Origin of the sequence: Variovorax sp. Varisp85, from assembly GCF_047304045.1 — a bacterium.
GTDB lineage: Bacteria > Pseudomonadota > Gammaproteobacteria > Burkholderiales > Burkholderiaceae_C > Variovorax.
Genome location: NZ_JBGLYN010000048.1, coordinates 1 through 17,859, shown reverse-complemented (window position 1 = coordinate 17,859; position 17,859 = coordinate 1). Strand labels below are relative to the sequence as shown.

Annotated in this window: 12 protein-coding genes and 1 pseudogene; 8 read left to right on the top strand and 5 right to left on the bottom strand. The window is 67.9% G+C overall.

Features of this window, described 5'->3' with window-relative positions; all coding sequences use genetic code 11:
• Positions 1-4: 4 nt before the first annotated feature.
• From ACCC97_RS18880 to ACCC97_RS18870, 3 genes and pseudogenes are all read left to right on the top strand, one after another.
• Positions 5-1,243 (top strand): annotated as a pseudogene (locus ACCC97_RS18880) (styrene monooxygenase/indole monooxygenase family protein); the annotation flags it as partial.
• Positions 1,244-1,276: 33 nt separating this feature from the next.
• On the top strand, positions 1,277-1,738 hold the full coding sequence (locus tag ACCC97_RS18875; RefSeq protein ID WP_256220245.1) for a flavin reductase family protein: 462 nt from the start codon (positions 1,277-1,279) through the stop codon (positions 1,736-1,738).
• Positions 1,739-1,757: 19 nt separating this feature from the next.
• Positions 1,758-3,011, top strand: coding sequence for a dienelactone hydrolase family protein (locus ACCC97_RS18870; protein WP_413334348.1), 1,254 nt, complete (start codon positions 1,758-1,760; stop codon positions 3,009-3,011).
• Positions 3,012-3,035: 24 nt separating this feature from the next.
• Here the strand turns inward: ACCC97_RS18870 and ACCC97_RS18865 are convergent, their stop codons facing one another.
• The 3 genes from ACCC97_RS18865 to ACCC97_RS18855 form a co-directional block, all read right to left on the bottom strand.
• A complete protein-coding gene (locus ACCC97_RS18865) occupies positions 3,036-3,761 on the bottom strand; it encodes a hypothetical protein (RefSeq protein ID WP_413334346.1) in 726 nt (241 codons plus the stop codon).
• Positions 3,762-3,904: 143 nt separating this feature from the next.
• Positions 3,905-4,978: an L-idonate 5-dehydrogenase gene (locus ACCC97_RS18860; RefSeq protein ID WP_413334344.1), complete on the bottom strand. Its 1,074-nt coding sequence runs from the start codon at positions 4,976-4,978 to the stop codon at positions 3,905-3,907.
• Positions 4,979-4,991: 13 nt separating this feature from the next.
• Complete coding sequence (locus tag ACCC97_RS18855) at positions 4,992-5,945, bottom strand: 2-hydroxyacid dehydrogenase (RefSeq protein WP_413334342.1); 954 nt, start codon at positions 5,943-5,945, stop codon at positions 4,992-4,994.
• A 127-nt stretch (positions 5,946-6,072) separates the two neighbouring features.
• Here ACCC97_RS18855 and ACCC97_RS18850 point away from each other — a divergent pair, with 127 nt between their 5' ends.
• From ACCC97_RS18850 to ACCC97_RS18840, 3 genes are read left to right on the top strand one after another with little or no spacing between them, the layout of a single operon-like run.
• Positions 6,073-6,852 carry a glucose 1-dehydrogenase gene (locus ACCC97_RS18850; protein ID WP_007836040.1) on the top strand — a complete coding sequence of 260 codons (780 nt, stop codon included), beginning with the start codon at positions 6,073-6,075 and terminating at the stop codon, positions 6,850-6,852.
• Positions 6,853-6,882: 30 nt separating this feature from the next.
• Positions 6,883-7,785 carry an NAD(P)-dependent oxidoreductase gene (locus ACCC97_RS18845; RefSeq protein ID WP_413334340.1) on the top strand — a complete coding sequence of 301 codons (903 nt, stop codon included), beginning with the start codon at positions 6,883-6,885 and terminating at the stop codon, positions 7,783-7,785.
• 43 nt (positions 7,786-7,828) lie between these two features.
• The gene (locus ACCC97_RS18840; protein ID WP_007836048.1) at positions 7,829-8,167 is read left to right on the top strand and encodes a hypothetical protein; all 339 of its coding nucleotides are present in this window, start codon (positions 7,829-7,831) and stop codon (positions 8,165-8,167) included.
• On the opposite strand, the gene ACCC97_RS18835 is transcribed toward ACCC97_RS18840, so the two are convergent.
• On the bottom strand, positions 8,133-10,055 hold the full coding sequence (locus ACCC97_RS18835; protein WP_007836051.1) for a glycoside hydrolase family 15 protein: 1,923 nt from the start codon (positions 10,053-10,055) through the stop codon (positions 8,133-8,135). The genes ACCC97_RS18840 and ACCC97_RS18835 overlap by 35 nt on opposite strands.
• Positions 10,056-10,140: 85 nt before the next feature.
• Positions 10,141-10,386, bottom strand: a complete 246-nt coding sequence (locus tag ACCC97_RS18830) for a hypothetical protein (protein WP_007836053.1) — start codon at positions 10,384-10,386, stop codon at positions 10,141-10,143.
• A 235-nt stretch (positions 10,387-10,621) separates the two neighbouring features.
• Here ACCC97_RS18830 and ACCC97_RS18825 point away from each other — a divergent pair, with 235 nt between their 5' ends.
• Positions 10,622-11,404 carry a 4'-phosphopantetheinyl transferase family protein gene (locus tag ACCC97_RS18825; RefSeq protein ID WP_007836057.1) on the top strand — a complete coding sequence of 261 codons (783 nt, stop codon included), beginning with the start codon at positions 10,622-10,624 and terminating at the stop codon, positions 11,402-11,404.
• A 420-nt stretch (positions 11,405-11,824) separates the two neighbouring features.
• The coding region (locus ACCC97_RS18820; RefSeq protein WP_413334337.1) for an ESPR-type extended signal peptide-containing protein at positions 11,825-17,859 on the top strand (6,035 nt) is incomplete at its 3' end.

Genomic DNA, 17,859 nt, shown 5'->3' with positions numbered 1-17,859 from the left:
GCGTATGACAAGACGCGTGGCCATCGTCGGCGCCGGGCAGTCCGGCATGCAAATCGCGCTGGGCCTGCAACGGGCCGGGCACGAGGTGACGGTTTTCTCGAACCGCACGGCGCGGGAGATCTTCGAAGGGCCGGTCATGTCCAGCCAGTGCATGTTCGAGACCGCGCTGCAGACCGAGCGCGAGCTCGGTCTGGACTTCTGGGCCGGTGAATGCCCGTGCGTGGAAGGCATCGGCATGACGGTGCGCAACCCGCAGGGTGGCAAGGCCATCGAATGGAGCGCAAGGCTCGACGGACCGGCGCAGTCGGTCGACCAGCGCATCAAGATCCCCGGATGGATGAATGCGTTCGAGCAGCGAGGCGGCCGCCTCGTGCTGCAGGACGTGGGGCTCGGCGAGCTGGATGCATGTGCGCAAACGCACGACCTCGTGGTCGTGGCCAGCGGCAAGGGCGAGATCTCGAAGCTGTTCGAGCGCGATGCCGAGCGCTCCCCGTTCGACGCACCGCAGCGCGTGCTGGCCCTCACCTACGTGAAGGGCATGCTGCCGGCGCAGCCGTATGCGCGGGTGTGCTTCAACCTGATTCCCGGCGTCGGCGAGTACTTCGTGTTCCCTGCGCTGACCACCACGGGGCCCTGCGAGATCATGGTGTTCGAAGGCGTGCCCGGCGGTCCTATGGATTGCTGGACGGACGTGAAGACACCGCAGGAGCACCTCGCGCGCAGCAAGTGGATCCTCGACACCTTCCTGCCCTGGGAAGCCGAGCGCTGCCGGCACATCGAACTGGCCGACGACAACGGCGTGCTCGTCGGCAGCTTCGCACCGACGGTGCGCAAGCCGGTGGCCACGCTGCCTTCCGGGCGCAAGGTGCTGGGCCTGGCCGACGTGGTGGTGCTCAACGACCCGATCACCGGGCAGGGCTCGAACAACGCGGCCAAGAGCGCCGACATCTGTCTCAAGCGCATCCTCGAGCACGGCGACGCGCCATTCGATGCCGAGTGGATGCAGCAGACCTTCGACCGCTACTGGGAAGGCTATGCACGCTGGGCCACCGCATGGACCCACAGCCTGCTCGCGCCGCCCCTGCCCCACGTGCACAAGCTGCTGCAGAGCGCCACGCACATGCCCCCGGTGGCGAGCACGCTGGTCAACGGCTTCGACGATCCGCGCACCTTCGCGCCTTGGTGGTTCGATGCCGCGGAGGCCGACCGCTTCCTGGAAGCCAGGGCCCGCGAGGCGGCAGTCGACCGGTTCGACCGCCGCGACTTCCGCAAGGCGCTGGGCCAGTTCTCGACCGGCGTGACCGTCATCACCACGCGCGCCATCGACGGGCGCCGCGTGGGCATGACGGCCAATTCGTTTTCATCGGTGTCGCTCGACCCGCCGCTGGTGCTGTGGAGCCTGGCCCGCAACGCACCGAGCGTGGCGGATTTCACCGGCGCCAGCCATTTCGCGATCAACGTGCTGGCGGCGCACCAGCATCACCTGTCGCGCCAGTTCTCGACGCCGCAGGCCGACAAGTTCGGCGGCGTGGATTGCTGCGAGGGCACGGCAGGCGTGCCGCTGCTCAACGACGTCATCGCACGATTCGTCTGCCGCAACGTGCGGCAGTACGATGGGGGCGACCACCTCATCTTCATCGGCGAAGTGGAGCGGTACGACCGCTTCGATGGCGAGCCGCTGGTCTTTCACTCGGGCTACTACCAGGTGACGACGCGGCACCCGGAATGTTTGCAATAGAACGCACACGGAGAACCACATGCAAGAGAAAGCTCAGGCTTCAGGCCACTACATCGAAATGAAAGCCGCCGACGGCAGCGGCACCTTCCGCGGCTACCTCGCGCTGCCTGCGGCGGGCACGGGCCCCGGCCTGGTGATCGCCCAGGAAATCTTCGGCATCAACCACACCATGCGCGAGGTGGCCGATTACTATGCCGAAGAAGGCTACGTGGCGCTGGTGCCCGACCTGTTCTGGCGGCAGGAGCCGGACGTGGAGCTCGGCTACAGCGAGGCCGACTGGCAGCGCGCCTTCGCGCTCTACGGCGGCTTCGACGAAGCCAAGGGCATGGAAGACATGCAGACCGCCATCGATGCGCTGCGCGCGCGCGCCGAGGTGCCCGGCAGGAAGGTCGGCGTGCTCGGCTTCTGCCTCGGCGGCAAGCTCGCGTACCTGGCTGCATGCCGCACCGACGCGGACGCGGCGGTCGGCTACTACGGCGTGGGCATCGACGCCGCGCTCGGCGAGGCCGACCGGATCAAGCGGCCGCTCACGCTGCACATCGCCGAGCTCGACAAGTTCTGTCCGCCCGAGGCGCGCGACCGCATCGTCGCCACGCTCAAGGGCCGCCCCGGCGTTTCCCTGTACGTGTATCCGGGCATGGACCACGCCTTCGCGCGCGCCGGCGGCGAGCACTTCCACAAGCCTTCTGCGCTGATGGCGCACGAGCGCAGCATCGCCACGCTGAAGGACGCCATCGGCCCGCACTACGACCTCTCGGCGCTGTGGGACAAGCACTGCGAATACGAGTTCGCCACGCGCAACGTCGACGACACGATGAGCACCATGGTGGCCGAGCCGTACGTCAACCACATTCCCACGATGACCGGCGGCGTGGGCTACAAGGCGCTGCATGCGTTCTATATGAACCACTTCGTCAACAGCAATCCGCCCGACACCTCTCTGGTGCCCATCTCGCGCACAGTGGGCGCCACGCAGGTGGTCGACGAGATGCTGTTCTGCTTCACGCACACCACCGAGATCCCATGGATGCTGCCGGGGGTCAAACCGACCGGAAAGCGCGTGGAGATACCGCTGCTCGCCGTCATCAAGTTCCGCGGCAACAAGCTCTATCATGAGCACATCTATTGGGACCAGGCCAGTGTGCTGGTGCAGGTCGGCCTGCTCGACGCCAAGCTGCTGCCGGTGGCGGGCATCGAGACGGCGCGCAAGCTGCTGGACGAGACGCTGCCGTCGAATACGTTGATGACGCGTCAGGGGGCGACCGGGGCTTGAAGGGGCGCCGCGGCACTTCATGCCTCACTGTGCAATGTCGGCTGCGATTTTCTCCAGCACCTCGCGCGGGCGTTCGGTGATCACGTCGCCGTGGCTCACCACGACACGCGCCAGCGCCGGTTCGGCGGCCCAGGCACGCAGTGCAGCCGCCAGCGCCGCATGGTCCTTGACGAACATCTTTTCGCCCACCCAGGGCATCTGCGGTTCCTTGACGCCAAAGCCCATGAGACGCGCCATCACCTTGGCGCCCAGGCCGTCGGGATGGTGCACGTTGGCAATGATGTCGTTGACGACCAGCGAGGTGCCGTCCGCGCGCCGGATGACCAGGGCGGCCTCCTTGTCGCCGACGCCCGGCACGGTCTGGAACGCCACGGTCGGGTCGTCGAGCACGTCCGTGATCGCATCCACCGGCGCGGCCTCGGCCACGGCTTCGCGCGCGCCGGGCGGGCAGACAACCTTCGCAGTCGGATAGCGCCGCTTCCAGGCCTTGAGATCGAGGCGGTGCGATGCGCCGGGCACGATCAGAAAGTCGACCGACCCCAGCGCTTCGAGCTGCGCCATCTGCGGCTCGCTCAGCGCAATGGCACTCCACACGGCGAGTCGCCGGCCCCGCAATGTGAGCACGGTCATCCGGCGTGGAAAATGGCCGAGCGGCATGACGATTTCGCCCGCCACGGTGTGCAAGCCTTCGCCGAGCATTTCAAGCGGGCCGTGCTTCTCGACCTTCCATTCGTCGTTGAGTCTAGACATCTGGATACCTCCGTTTTGTTGAACGTCGATATGCAGCAACCTGAGCCTGTGGCTCGCGCCGCGCCGCCGGCCTCTTGCGCCAGTTCACGTAGGAATAGCGATGCCCGAAACAACTTCCTTCAGGATTTCAGCGGAAGACCCCGTCAGGCCGCGACAGCCTCGGCGCCCGCATCCGCGAAATCGATCAGCACCTTCATCGCCTTCTGCCGGTCGCTCGCCAGCTCGAAGGCCTGGCGCGCCTGCAGCATCGGGAAGGTGTGCGTCACCACCGGCGACAGGTCGACGCGCCCTTCGTTGATGAGCCGCACCGCGAGCGCGAATTCCGCATGGAAGCGGAACGAGCCGCAGATGCTGAGTTCCTTGGCCACCACCATGTTCTGCGGAATGCTCACGTCGCCGCCCAGCCCCAGCTGCACGACCACGCCGCGCGGGCGCATCACCTCGAGCCCGTCGCGCAGCGCGCGCTCGTTGCCCGAGCATTCGAGCATCACGTCGAAGGTGCCTTTGTCGGCCGAATGGCGTGAAACCCAGGCCTTGTCCTGCGCGACGTTGATGACGTTGTCGGCGCCCATGGCGCGAGCGATGACCAGCGGCTCGTCGACCACGTCGGTAGCGGTGATCTCGGCCGCCCCGTGTGCGCGCGCTGCCGCGATGGCCAGCACGCCGATGGGCCCGCAACCCGACACCAACACCCGCTTGCCCAGCAGCGGGCCGGCGCGCGACACGCCGTGCAGCCCCACCGAGAACGGCTCGGCCAGCGCGGCCAGGCGCAGCGGCACGTGCTCGGCCACCTTCACGCACTGCGTGGCCTCGCACAGCAGCATGTTGCGGAACGCGCCCTGCACGTGCGGCGTGCGCATCGCGCTGCCATAGAAGCGCATGTCGAGGCACTGGTTGGGCAGGCCCTCGAGGCAGAACTTGCAGGCGCCACACGGACGGCTCGGGTTGACGGCCACCTTGTCGCCGATGCGCACGCTCTCCACGCCGGGCGCCACCGCCACCACGGTGCCGGCCACTTCATGGCCCAGCACCATCGGCTCCTTGATGCGCACGGTGCCAAAGCCGCCGTTGTGAAAGTAGTGCAGGTCGGAGCCGCAGATGCCGCCCATCCCGACCTTCACCAGCACCTGGCCCGGGCCGATCTCGCCGGCGTCCTGTTCGTCCAGGCGCAGATCGTCGGGGGCGTGGATCACGAGGCACATACAACGCAAACGCATGATGTTTCTTCCTTCAGGCAACGGGAGTGACCAGGGGCTGGCCCGCGAAGTGGGCTTCGAGGTTGCGGCGCACGAGTTCGCCCATGGCGCGGCGCGTCTGTTCGGTGCCGCTGCCATGGTGCGGGTGCAGCACCACGTTGTCGAGCGCGGCAAAGCGCGGGTCGATGCGCGGTTCGTTGAGGAACACGTCGAGCGCGGCGCCGGCAATGGCGCCCGCCTCCAGCGCCTGCAGCAGCGCGCCTTCGTCGACGGTGGTGCCGCGCGACACGTTCACCAGCCAGCCCTGCGGGCCCAGCGCCTGCAGCACTTCGGCATTGACGATGCCGCGCGTGGCTTCGCCACCGGGCAGGATGACGATGAGCACGTCGCACCAGTCGGCCATGGCGGGCAAGCTTGTGAAGTGACGATGCGGACTGTCTTGCTTCGGCGTGCGGCTGAAGTAGCCCAGCTCCACGTCGAAGCCCGAGAGCCGGCGCGCGATGGTGCTGCCGATGCGGCCGAAGCCCGCGATGCCGATGCGCTGGCCGAAGACGCGCGTGGTCAGCGGCATGCCGCCGTTGGCCCATGCGCCGCTGCGCACGAACCGGTCGCCCGCCGGAATGCGCCGCTGCAGCGCGAGCATGAGCCCCACGGCGAGATCGGCCACGTCGCCGTTGAGCACGTCGGGCGTATTGGTCACGCGGATGCCGCGCGCACGGCAGGCGGCGAGGTCGATGCCGTCGGTGCCCACGCCGTAGCAGGCGATCAGTTCCAGCTTCGGCAGTGAGGCGATCAGCTCGGCATTCGCGCCCAGTTCGCCACGCGTGGCGACCGCGCGGATGTGCGGCGCGTGCTCCGCAATGAAGGCCTGCCGGTCGGGCGCTTCCCACAGGCGGTGCAGCGTGTAGGCGGCCTGCATCGGCGCCATGTCCCATTCCGGGTAGGCGCCGGGCATCAGCACGTGCGGGGATGTAGCGGTAGCGGTCAAGCGGGTCTCTCCTGCGGATGTCGATTCAATCAGATACCGGTAACTTTAATCGCCAACATGAAATAACGCCAGCGCAGGTTTTACCCATTGACGACTACAAAAGATACCGGTAACTTATCCGGCTGTCATGGACCAGGAGCCTCCCTTGAAACTGTTCGACCTTTCCGGGCGCACCGCCCTCATCACCGGCTCCAGCAAGGGCATCGGCTTCGCGCTGGCCGCGGCGCTGGGCAACGCCGGGGCGCGCGTGGTGCTCAATGCACGCGACGCCGCGGCGCTCACCGCCGCCCGTGACGCCCTGCGCGCCAAGGGCATCGCGGCCGAGGCCATGGCCTTCGACGTGACCGACGCCGCCGCGGTGGAAGCGGGCGTGGCCGCCATCGAAGCCGACATCGGCGCCATCGACATCCTCGTCAACAACGCCGGCATGCAGCACCGCGGCGCGTTCGCCGAATTCCCGGTCGATGCCTGGCACAAGATAGTCACCACGAACATCGACAGCGTGTTCCTGGTCGGCCGCTTCGTGGCCCAGCGCATGATCGAGCGCAAGCGCGGCAAGATCATCAACGTGTGCTCGGTGCAGAGCGAGCTGGGCCGCCCGGGCATTGCGCCCTACGCCGCCACCAAGGGCGCGGTGAAGATGCTCACCAAGGGCATGGCGATCGACCTCGGCAAGCACGGCATCCAGGTCAATGGCCTCGGGCCGGGCTACTTCAAGACCGAACTCACGCAGGCGCTGGTGGCCGACGAGGCCTTCACGGCGTGGCTCTCGGGCCGCACACCCGCCGGCCGCTGGGGCGACGTGGAAGAGCTGGGCGGTGCGGCCATCTTCCTGGCCTCGGACGCGTCGAGCTTCGTCAACGGCCACATCCTGTATGTGGATGGCGGCATCACCGCGAGCCTGTAGCACCGTGCACTGCATGCTGAAAGCCCCCGCATGACGACCGCAACCGTCCCCAGCCAGCGCGTGGCCGTGATCGGCGTGGGCATCATGGGCACGGCCATCGCTCGCCGGCTGCTCGAATGCGGCCACCGGGTGAGCGTGTTCGATCCCGACACGGCCAAGGTCGCGGCGCTGCAGGCGCATGGCGCGCAGGCCGCCGGCACCGCGCAGGCGGCAGCGGCGGCCTGCGACTTCGTGATCACCAGCCTCAACTCGGCAGCGGTGGTGGAGCGCGCGATCTTCGGCGAGGCCGGCATCGCCGCCGCGCCGGCCGATGCGAAGCGGCTGCTGATCGACATGTCGTCCATCGACCCGCCGTCCACGCGCCGGCTCGCGCAATCGCTGCGCGAGCGCACGGGCATGGGCTTCGTCGAGGCGCCCCGCGCGGGGGGCGCGCCCCACGCCCGGCGCGGGGCGCGCACCGGGGTGGGCGGCGGCAGCGCCGAAGACGTGCAGCGCGCACGCGCCGTGATGGACAGCCTGTGCGCCAACTACACCCGCATGGGCGACAGCGGCGCGGGCCAGACCACCAAGCTCGTCAACCAGCTGCTCTGCGCCATCGGCTTCCAGGCCGTGGCCGAGGCCGTGCGGCTGGCCGAGGCCGGCGGCGTCGATGCCTCGAAGCTGCCCGCCGCGCTGGCCGGCGGCCGCGCCGACAGCCAGATCCTGCGCGAGTTCGGCCCCAAGATGGCCGCGCGCGACTACACGCCCACGGGGCGCATCGACAACATGCTGAAGGACCTCGAGGCGGTGCAGGCCTTCTCGCAGGGCCAACGCCTGCCGATGCCGCTGGCGGGCGCCGTCTCGGAGCTGCACCGCAGCTTCGTCGCGGCCGGGCTCGGTGCCGAAGACACGGCGGCCATGATGCGGCAGTTCGACGGCTACGCTCGCGGCTGAAGCGGCCGCGCCCACGGATTTCAACCAGGAAAGAAGAACACCCATGTTCATCCGCTGCGCGTTTTTCAGGGGCCGGGTCAAGGCCGGCATGGAAGAAGCATTCGACCGCCACGTGCACGAAAAGCTCGTGCCGCTGTGGACCCGCTTCCCCGGTGCGCTCGAGGTGCGCGTGCTGCGCCAGCTCGAAAGCGACGTGAGCGATCCCGAACTGGCAATGGTGCTGTCGATCCGCTATGCGAGCCGCGAGGACATCGCCATCGCGCTCGATTCGCCCGTGCGCTACGAAAGCCGCGAGGTCTCGAAGACGCTCTTCGAGATGTTCGACGGCACGGTCTTCCACACCGTGTTCAGCGCCGAGGAGTTCGCGCTCGCGGCCGCCTGAGCGGCGTCCTCTTCCTTGCCGTCTTGTTTGCCTTCTGCGGCTGCGCCTTGCCGTCGAGGTCCGCCAGTTCCCACACGCCGCCGGCCGCCGACACCAGCGCATGCGCGCTGTTGATCAGCCCGATGTGCGAGAACGCCTGCGGAAAATTGCCGAGCTGCCGCTGCGCGACCGGGTCGTACTCCTCGGCGAACAGGCCCAGGTCGTTGCCCAGTGCCAGCAGGCGCTTGAACAGCGCCCGCGCCTTGCGCAGCCTGCCCATGGCCACGTACACGTTCGACAGCCAGAAGCTGCACGCGAGGAATGCGCCCTCCCCGCCTTCGAGGCCGTCCACGCCTTTCTCGGTGCGGTAGCGGTACACCAGCCCGTTGAAGATCAGCTCCTTCTCGATGCGCGCGATGGTGCCCTGCACGCGTGCGTCGTGAATGGGCAGGAAGCCGATCAGCGGCATCCACAGCAGCGCCGCGTCCACCGTGTCGGCGCCGTAGAACTGAACGAAGGAATTGCGCCCGGCGTCGTAGCCGCGTGCGCAGACTTCGGCATGGATCTCGTCGCGCACCTCGCGCCAGCGCTCCACGGGCCCTTCGAGTCCGTATTCCGTCGCGCTCGCGATCATCCGGTCGAAGGCCAGCCAGCACATGATCTTGGAGTGCACGAAGTGGCGCGGCTCGCCGCGCACTTCCCAGAGGCCGCAGTCGGGTTCCTTCCACAGCGCCGTCAGTTGCTTCGCGATGGCGCGCTCCAGTGGCCACACCTTGTCCATGTCCGCCAGCCCGGCCTTGCGCGCCGCATGGAAGGCTGCGATGACCGAGCCGTACACATCGAGTTGCCGCTGCCCGTGCGCGCCGTTGCCGATGCGCACCGGCCGGCTGTTCTCGTAGCCCGGCAGCCAATCGAGCTCGAGTTCGGTGAGCGAGCGTTCGCCGTGCAGGCCGTACATCACCTGCAGCTCCTCGGGCGAGCCGCCCACCGCGCGCATCAGCCACCAGCGCCAGGCGCTGGCCTCCTCCACGTAGCCCGAGCCGATCAGCGCGTAGAGCGTGAGCGCCGCGTCGCGCAGCCAGCAGAAGCGGTAGTCCCAGTTGCGCTCGCCGCCGGGCCGCTCGGGCAGCGAAGTGCTCGGCGCGGCAACGATGCCGCCGGTGGGCTCGTAGGTGAGCGCCTTGAGCGTGAGCAGCGAGCGCATCACCGGCTCGTGGAACTCGCCGCCGTAGCCGCAGCGCCCGGTCCATGCGCTCCACTCGATCACGGTGCGCGCCAGCAGCGCGCTGGCGTCGCGCGTCACCGGCGGCTTCAGGTGCGACGGAAACCAGTCGAGGCTGAACGCGATCGACTGCCCCGCCGACACGGAGAAGTCGGCAAAGCTCGCGAAGTTCTCGTTGGTCAGCGGCACGCCGGAGCTGATGCGCACCGAGTCGGGCCCGGCCGTTGCGAACACCGCGCCGTCGCGCCGCTCCATCCACGGGCACCACTCGCCGTAGTTGAAGCGGATGCGGAACTCGGTGTGCATGGCGACGACGCCGCGCGCGCCCCGCACGATGCGCACCACCTCGTGCGTGCCGTCGATGGCGGGGCGGGGCATGAAGTCGGTGACGATGGCCACGCCCTTGGCCGTGCGGATCGTGGTCTCGAGCACCACCGTGCCGGGCAGGTAGCGCCGGGCGATGCGCGCATTGCGGTCCTTGGCACGCATCGTCCAGTGCCCGTTGCGCTCGTCGCCGAGCAGGCTGGCGAACATGGCCGCGGAATCGAAGCGCGGCAGGCACAGCCATTCGATGTCGCCGCCGCGGTGCACCAGCGCCGCGCTGTGGGTCGAGCCGATGAGCGCGTAGTCGCCGATGGGGCGGTCGGCATGGAGCCGTCCGGAGGGGTGCTTGGGGTTCTTTGACAAGAGCCCGAGTCTTTTCGCGCGCGCGGGCGAGGCACGCCAGCGGCGGGCGCGGATTGCTGACGGACAACGCCTTTTCGCGGGCGCGTCAGGCCTGAGGATCACGCCCCCCAGGCCGGGTCATCCATTCGTCCACGAAAAACCGCGCACGGAACCTGACCCGTTCGAGCGCGGCTTCGCGCGAAGGCTGCTGCGCCAGCACGAACACACAGCGCTGCACCCGCCCCTGGCGGAGTTCGGCCTTGCCGGCGTAGGTGCCTTCCGGGGCCTTCTTGAGGTCCACTTGGCAAGTCCAGCCTTCGGGGAGATCGAAGTCGGAGAATTCGTGGGTCATGGCAGATCGAAGAATAGTTCTCCGGGAGCCGCGGCTCGATCTTCCAGCCAGCGGTGCCAAGGGCCTTTTCCTGAAAATGTGACGATCGCCGGCCTCGAGGAACCACCACCAATGGGCGGGTGCCTGAGCGACCTCTACCAACGCCAGCAGACCGTCGACACCAGTATGGGCGGGCCACCTTAAGCCCAGCTGAAGAACCCGCCGGACGAGTTGAAAATTCAAGCAAGAATTGCGAATGCAACTGCAGATCGACTCGCGCCAGGTCCACCTGTGGCACCTGTACGTTCCCGACCAGGACGCCCCCGCCCACGAAGAAGCCATGGCCCTGCTGACGCCCGAGGAGCGCGAAAAGCACGGGCGCTTCCGCTTCGCCCGCGACAGGCGCCGGTACCTCATGACGCGGTGGCTGATCCGCTCGCTGCTCTCCCGCTACGCGCCCATCGCGCCGCGCGACTGGCGGTTCGAAACCAACGCCTATGGGCGCCCGCGGATCGCCAATGCGCTGCTGCAGGCGAAGCGTCTTCGCTTCAACATTTCGCACAGCGCCTCGCTCATCGTGGTGGCGCTGACGGTCGAGCGCGAGGTGGGCGTGGACGTCGAACACACGGCCAGGGCCGCCCCGCTGGAGATTGCGCAGCAGTTCTTTTCCGCCGACGAGGCGCAGGCGCTGCGGCAGCTTCCGGCCGAGCTTCAGCCCTCCCGGTTCTGGGATCTCTGGACGCTCAAGGAAAGCTACATCAAGGCGCGCGGCATGGGGTTGTCGCTTCCGCTGGACCGGTTCTCCTTCAGTTTCGAAGGCGCGCATGAGGTGGCAGTCGGCTTCGAGGACGGCCTCGACGACTCAGCTGCGCGCTGGCGGTTCTGGCAGCTCCAGCCGGACAACGCGCATGCCGTGGCCCTCTGCCTGGAGTGCGTGCAACCGGAAGGCGTGCAACTCGTGTGCTGGAAGGCATCGCCGCTGCTTGCCTCGGTCGAAGAGTTCCAGAGCGCGGTGACGCGCCGGTCACCGGGCGGTTGATTCCCGGGGCGGAACGGTCTTCCAAATTTCGCGCGAGGCTGATCGCGGGCTTTGTCAAGCGGCATGCCCGCCATGGAACATCGTTTCCATAAATATCTCGCAAGTAAATCGATGCACTAAAAAGAGCTATCGATTGCTTTCCTTCTGTGAGAAACAGATGTCCATTACCACCAAAATCTACGATTGACAAAGTAATTTTCCATGGTAAACATTCAATTCATTAGTAACTTGTTATTACTATTAATAAATAATCCGCGTTTGAAAATTTAAATCAATTCGACAAACTGCCTCCTAAAAGCGACAAGGCAGATTGCAATCGCCCACCCCCAAATTAACATTTGTTTGCAACAACTAACAAATAGTGCGCAGGGACAAGGTCCTAGGACCGATCACTGATTTTTTAATTGGATGGATGGGGTCATGAATAAAACTTATCGCTCACTCTGGAATGAGTCCCTTGGCGCCTGGGTCGCCGCGTCGGAAAACACACGGGCCTGCGGCAAGCGCGGCGGGAGTTCCGTGGCGGCCGCCGGCGCGACCGACGCGCTGACATTGCCCGCATCGGGACACTTGAGGGCCGGGATCGTGAGCGCGCTGCTGGCGCTAGGCGGGATCGGATGGTCTTCGCTGGCGCAGGCGCAGGCAGTGAACTGCGGTGCGGCGCCTTACAACGCATACAACGGCACGGCTTCGTGCATGGGCCTTAGCTCCGCAGCGTCGGGAATCGGGGCCACCGCGCTGGGCTCTCTCGCGCAAGCCCAACTGCTCGGCGGACTCGCCGTGGGATATGCCTCCCTCAGCGCCGGGCAGAATTCCATTTCGCTGGGCTTCCAGGCTTATTCCTCCGCCATCAATTCCATCTATCTGGGTGCTCGTACTGGGCCGACGACAGGGGCACTTGCCGGCGGCGCCATCGGAATTGGTACGGACGTGACCGCCAGCGGCGGCAATGCCTTTGCAGCGGGCTCGTTCGCCAGCGCCAGCGGGGACAACGCCGTCTCCCTGGGCGCAGGCTCAAGTGCGGCCGGATTGCGCAGCGTCGCCCTGGGGTACCAGGTGAACGCGGCCGCATTGGATACCGTCGCCCAAGGCACTTCTGCCACCGCGACAGCCCAGAATGCCATTGCCATCGGCTTCCAGTCGATCGCGACCCAGCTGAATTCGCTCTACCTCGGATCGCGCACGGCTCCGGGCACGGGGGCCACAGGGGTCGGTGCCGTTGCCATCGGCACCGACGTGACAGCATCCCAGACCAACACTACCGCCCTCGGCTTCCAGAGCAAAGCAACCGCGGCGAATTCGGCAGCTCTCGGCCCGAACGCCGCGGCTTCGGGCACTGCAGCAGTGGCGCTGGGCTCCGGCGCAGTCGCGAGCAACACCAACGCGGTCGCACTTGGCGCCGCCGCCCAGGCTACTGCTGCCGGCGCCAGCGCCCTGGGCACCTTCGCCAATGCCGCGGGCGGGAACTCCACCGCGGTCGGCGTCAGTTCGACGGCCACCGGTGCGCGTGCGTTCGCCGGCGGCTGGGGAGTTCAGGCGGGAGGTACCGATTCCGCGGCCATCGGCACACGGGCCAACGCGGCAGGCATCAGTTCAGCAGCGCTCGGCAACCTTGCCAATGCCTCGGCCGACTTCTCGCTGGCCATGGGCAATCAGGCTGTCTCGAGCGGCGTCGGCTCGGTCGCGTCGGGGTCGGGGGCCAACGCCGCGGCCGACGGCACCGTGGCGATGGGCAACAACGCCACGGCGACTATCGCACGCGCAACCGCGTTGGGGTTCGGCACACTGGCGTCCGACCAGAACGCCACCGCACTGGGCGCGCTCGCCAGTGCGACCGCAGCGCAGGCGATCGCGATCGGCAGCAGCGCCAAGGCCTCGGCGCTCAATGCGATCGCCATGGGCAACGGCGCCGTCGCCAATTCCGGCGATGCAGTCTCGATCGGCACCGGCTCCACGGCCACCGGCGGCAGAGCAGTGGCCATCGGCGCCGGAAACGTCGCCAACGGCAATGGTGCCGTGGCGATCGGCGACCCGAACACCGCCACCGGCAACGGTGCGATCGCGAATGGCCTGGACAACACAGCCACGGGCGACGGCTCCGTGGCCATGGGCAACACCAACATGGTCGGCGGTGGCGGCCAGGCGGTCAGCACCGCCGGCACGGCGGCGCGTGGCGCGGTGGGTATCGGCTTCCAGAACACCGTGGTCGGCCAGGGCAGCGTCGCGCTCGGCAGCACCAGCAAGGCACTGGCGGCGGGCGCCGTCGCCCTCGGCGATACGGCCATTGCCAACAATGCAAGGGACGTGGCGCTGGGTTCCGGCAGCGTGACGGACACGGCCGTCGGCACGGCCAGCGCGGTGATCGGCGGTACCACCTACAACTTCGCCGGCACCACGCCAACCAGCACGATCAGCGTGGGCAGCGGGGGCAACGAGCGGACCATCACCAACGTGGCGGCGGGGCGGATCTCTTCGAGTTCGACCGATGCCATCAACGGTTCGCAGCTCTACGCCACCAACCAGGCGGTGCAGGCCATCGCGGCCAGCACGCCCACCCACTACTACAGCGTAAACGACGGCGGTACGCAGCAGGCGAACTACACGAACAACGGCGCGACCGGCGCGAATTCGTTGGCGGCCGGCGTCGCCGCGTCGGCTTCGGGCGATCAGTCCGTGGCGCAGGGCTTCCAGTCGAGCGCATCGGCCGGCGACGCCATTGCGATCGGCACCGGCACCAAGGCGTCGGCGGTCAGCAGCACCGCGATCGGCGTCAACGCCGTGGCATCGGGCGTCAGCGGCTCCACGGCGGTGGGCGCCTTCTCCAACGCCAGTGCCACCAACAGCCTGGCGGTCGGCGAATTTGCCAGCGCATCCGGCGTGAACGCCTCGGCCGTCGGCCCCGGCGCGAACGCCGCGGCAGCGCGTGCCACGGCGCTCGGCAATGCCTCGTCCGTCGCGGCTGCGGGCGGCGTCGCCGTGGGCGACACGGCCAGCGCCAAGGCGGCGGACAGCGTGGCGGTGGGCGCGAATTCGGTTGCCAACAACGCCGGTGACGTGGCACTTGGTTCTGGCTCGACCACCGCCACGGCCGTCGGCACGGCCAGCGCCGTGATCAACGGCAAGACGTACAACTTCCAGGGCACCACGCCGACTTCGACGGTGAGCGTGGGCACGGTGGGTGCCGAGCGCACGATCACCAACGTCGCAGCCGGCCGGATCTCCGGGACAAGCACCGACGCGATCAACGGCAGCCAACTGTTCGCCACCAACGCCGCGATCGATGATGTAGCCACCACGGCCAACAAAGGTTGGAACGTGACCACAGGCCAGACAGGCACCGGCACGGTCACAGGCACCAGCGTGCAGAACATCGCCCCGGGCGGCACCGCCACCTACACGGCGGGCAACAACATCGCCATCACGCAGAACGGTGCGGAGGTGCAGATCGCCACCAGCGCCACGCCCAGCTTCACCAGCGTGACCACCGGCGGCACCGTGCTGAACAACAACGGCCTGACGATCACGGGCGGGCCGAGCGTGACCAACACCGGCATCAACGCCGGCAACACGGTCATCACCAACGTGGCACCCGGCGTGGCGCCCACCGATGCGGTGAACGTGACCCAGCTGGGCGACACGGTGGCGGCCAACAAGACCAAGTACTACAGCGTGAACGACAACGGGGTGGCGGGAGCCAACGTCAACAACGACGGCGCGCAGGGCATCAACTCCATCGCCGCGGGCGTGGGTGCGAGCACCACCAAGGCGGCCACCGGCAGCGTGGCCATGGGCAACAACGCCGCGGCCAGCGTCGTCAACGGGCTGGCGCTGGGCTCCGGCGCGGCGGCGGGTACCAACGCGGGCGACGTGGCACTGGGCTCCGGCTCGGTCACAGCGGCCGTGGTCAACACCCCCGGCGTGACCATCAACGGCACGCCCCACACCTTCCAGGGCACCACTGCGACGAGCACCGTGAGCGTGGGCGCGGTGGGCGCCGAGCGCACGATCACCAACGTCGCAGCCGGCCGGATTTCCAACACCTCGACCGACGCGATCAACGGCTCGCAGCTGTTCGCCACCAATGCCGAGCTGGCCAACATCGGCTCCACGGCCAGCAAGGGCTGGAACATGACCACGGCCCGGACAGGCACGGGCACGGCGACGGGCACCAGCGTGCAGAACATCGCCCCGGGCGGCACCGCCACCTACACGGCGGGCAACAACATCGCCATCACGCAGAACGGTGCGGAGGTGCAGATCGCCACCAGCGCCACGCCCAGCTTCACCAGCGTGACCACGGGCGGCACAGTGCTGAACAACAACGGCCTCACGATCACGGGCGGACCGAGCGTGACGAACACCGGCATCAACGCCGGCAACACGGTCATCACCAACGTGGCACCCGGCGTGGCGCCCACCGATGCGGTGAACGTGACCCAGCTGGGCGACACGGTGGCGGCCAACAAGACCAAGTACTACAGCGTGAACGACAACGGGGTGGCGGGAGCCAACGTCAACAACGACGGCGCGCAGGGCATCAACTCCATCGCCGCGGGCGTGGGTGCGAGCACCACCAAGGCGGCCACCGGCAGCGTGGCCATGGGCAACAACGCCGCGGCCAGCGTCGTCAACGGGCTGGCGCTGGGCTCCAGCGCGGCGGCGGGTACCAACGCGGGCGACGTGGCACTGGGCTCCGGCTCGGTCACGGCGGCCGTGGTCAACACCCCCGGCGTGACCATCAACGGCACGCCCCACACCTTCCAGGGCACCACTGCGACGAGCACCGTGAGCGTGGGCGCGGTGGGCGCCGAGCGCACGATCACCAACGTCGCGGCCGGTCGGATCTCCGGCACCAGCACCGACGCGATCAACGGCTCGCAGCTGTTCGCCACCAATGCCGAGCTGGCCAACATCGGCTCCACGGCCAGCAAGGGCTGGAACATGACCACGGCCCGGACAGGCACGGGCACGGCGACGGGCACCAGCGTGCAGAACATCGCCCCGGGCGGCACCGCCACCTACACGGCGGGCGACAACATCGCCATCACGCAGAACGGTGCAGAAGTGCAGATCGCCACCAGCGCCACGCCCAACTTCACCAGCGTGACCACGGGCGGCACAGTGCTGAACAACAACGGCCTCACGATCACGGGCGGACCGAGCGTGACCAATACCGGGATCAATGCCGGCAACACGGTCATCACCAACGTGGCGCCCGGCGTGGCGCCCACCGATGCGGTGAACGTGAGCCAGCTGACCACGCAGGTGAATGCGTCCAAGATCCACTACTACAGCGTGAACGACAACGGCACGCAGCAGGGGAACTATGCGAACGATGGGGCCACGGGCATCAATGCCCTGGCTGCCGGCGTGAACGCCCTGGCCGCGGGTGCAAGCGGCATTGCCATGGGCAACGGCGCGCGCGCCAGCGCCGCTGACACCATCGCCATCGGCAGCACTGCGACGGCCGATTCGGCGGAGGCGGTGGCCATCGGCAAGAACGCGAAGGCCACAGGCGGCAAGGCGATCTCGATCGGCTCGGGCAACACGGCCTACGGCGACGGGGCTGTTGCCATCGGCGATCCGAGCTATGCCAGCGGTACCGGTGCCTTTACCGGCGGTGCCAACAACATCGCCAACAGCGACGGCACGGCCTCGGCCACTGCGGCCAACCAGGCCAATGGTGCAGTCGCCATCGGCAATGGCAACAAGGCGATCGGCCAGGGCTCGGTGGCACTGGGCAACGGCTCCACGGCCGGTGCGGCCGGCAAGGCCGGCAGCGTGGCCATCGGCGATGCAGCGACGGCGACTGCCAATGCGGGCGATGTGGCGCTGGGCTCCGGCTCGATCACCACGGCGGCCGTCGGCACGGCCAGTGCGACCATCAACGGCAAGACCTACAACTTCCAGGGCACCACGCCGACGAGCACGGTGAGCGTCGGCGCGCCGGGGGCGGAGCGCACGATCACCAACGTGGCCGCCGGCCGGATCTCCAACACCAGCACCGATGCGATCAACGGCTCGCAGCTGTTCGCCACCAACCAGTCGATCGCGGACCTCAGCACGACGGTCACGACCAACAAGACCAAGTACTACAGCGTCAACTCCACCGGCGGCACCAACGAAGACAACCTCGGCGCTACCGGCGCCAACGCCATCGCGTCGGGCAAGAACGCGGCGGCGGCCGGCGCTTCGGCGGTGGCCATCGGCCTGGGGGCCACGGCCGCGGACGCCAACAGCGTGGCGCTGGGCGCAGGTTCGGCCACGGCCGCTGCAGTGGGGACTGCGAGCACGACGATCAACGGCACGACCTACAACTTCCAGGGCACCACCCCGGTGGGCACGGTCAGCGTGGGCACGGTCGGAGCCGAACGCACCATCACCAACGTGGCCGCCGGCCGGATCTCCAACACCAGCACCGATGCGATCAACGGCTCGCAGCTGTTCGCCACCAA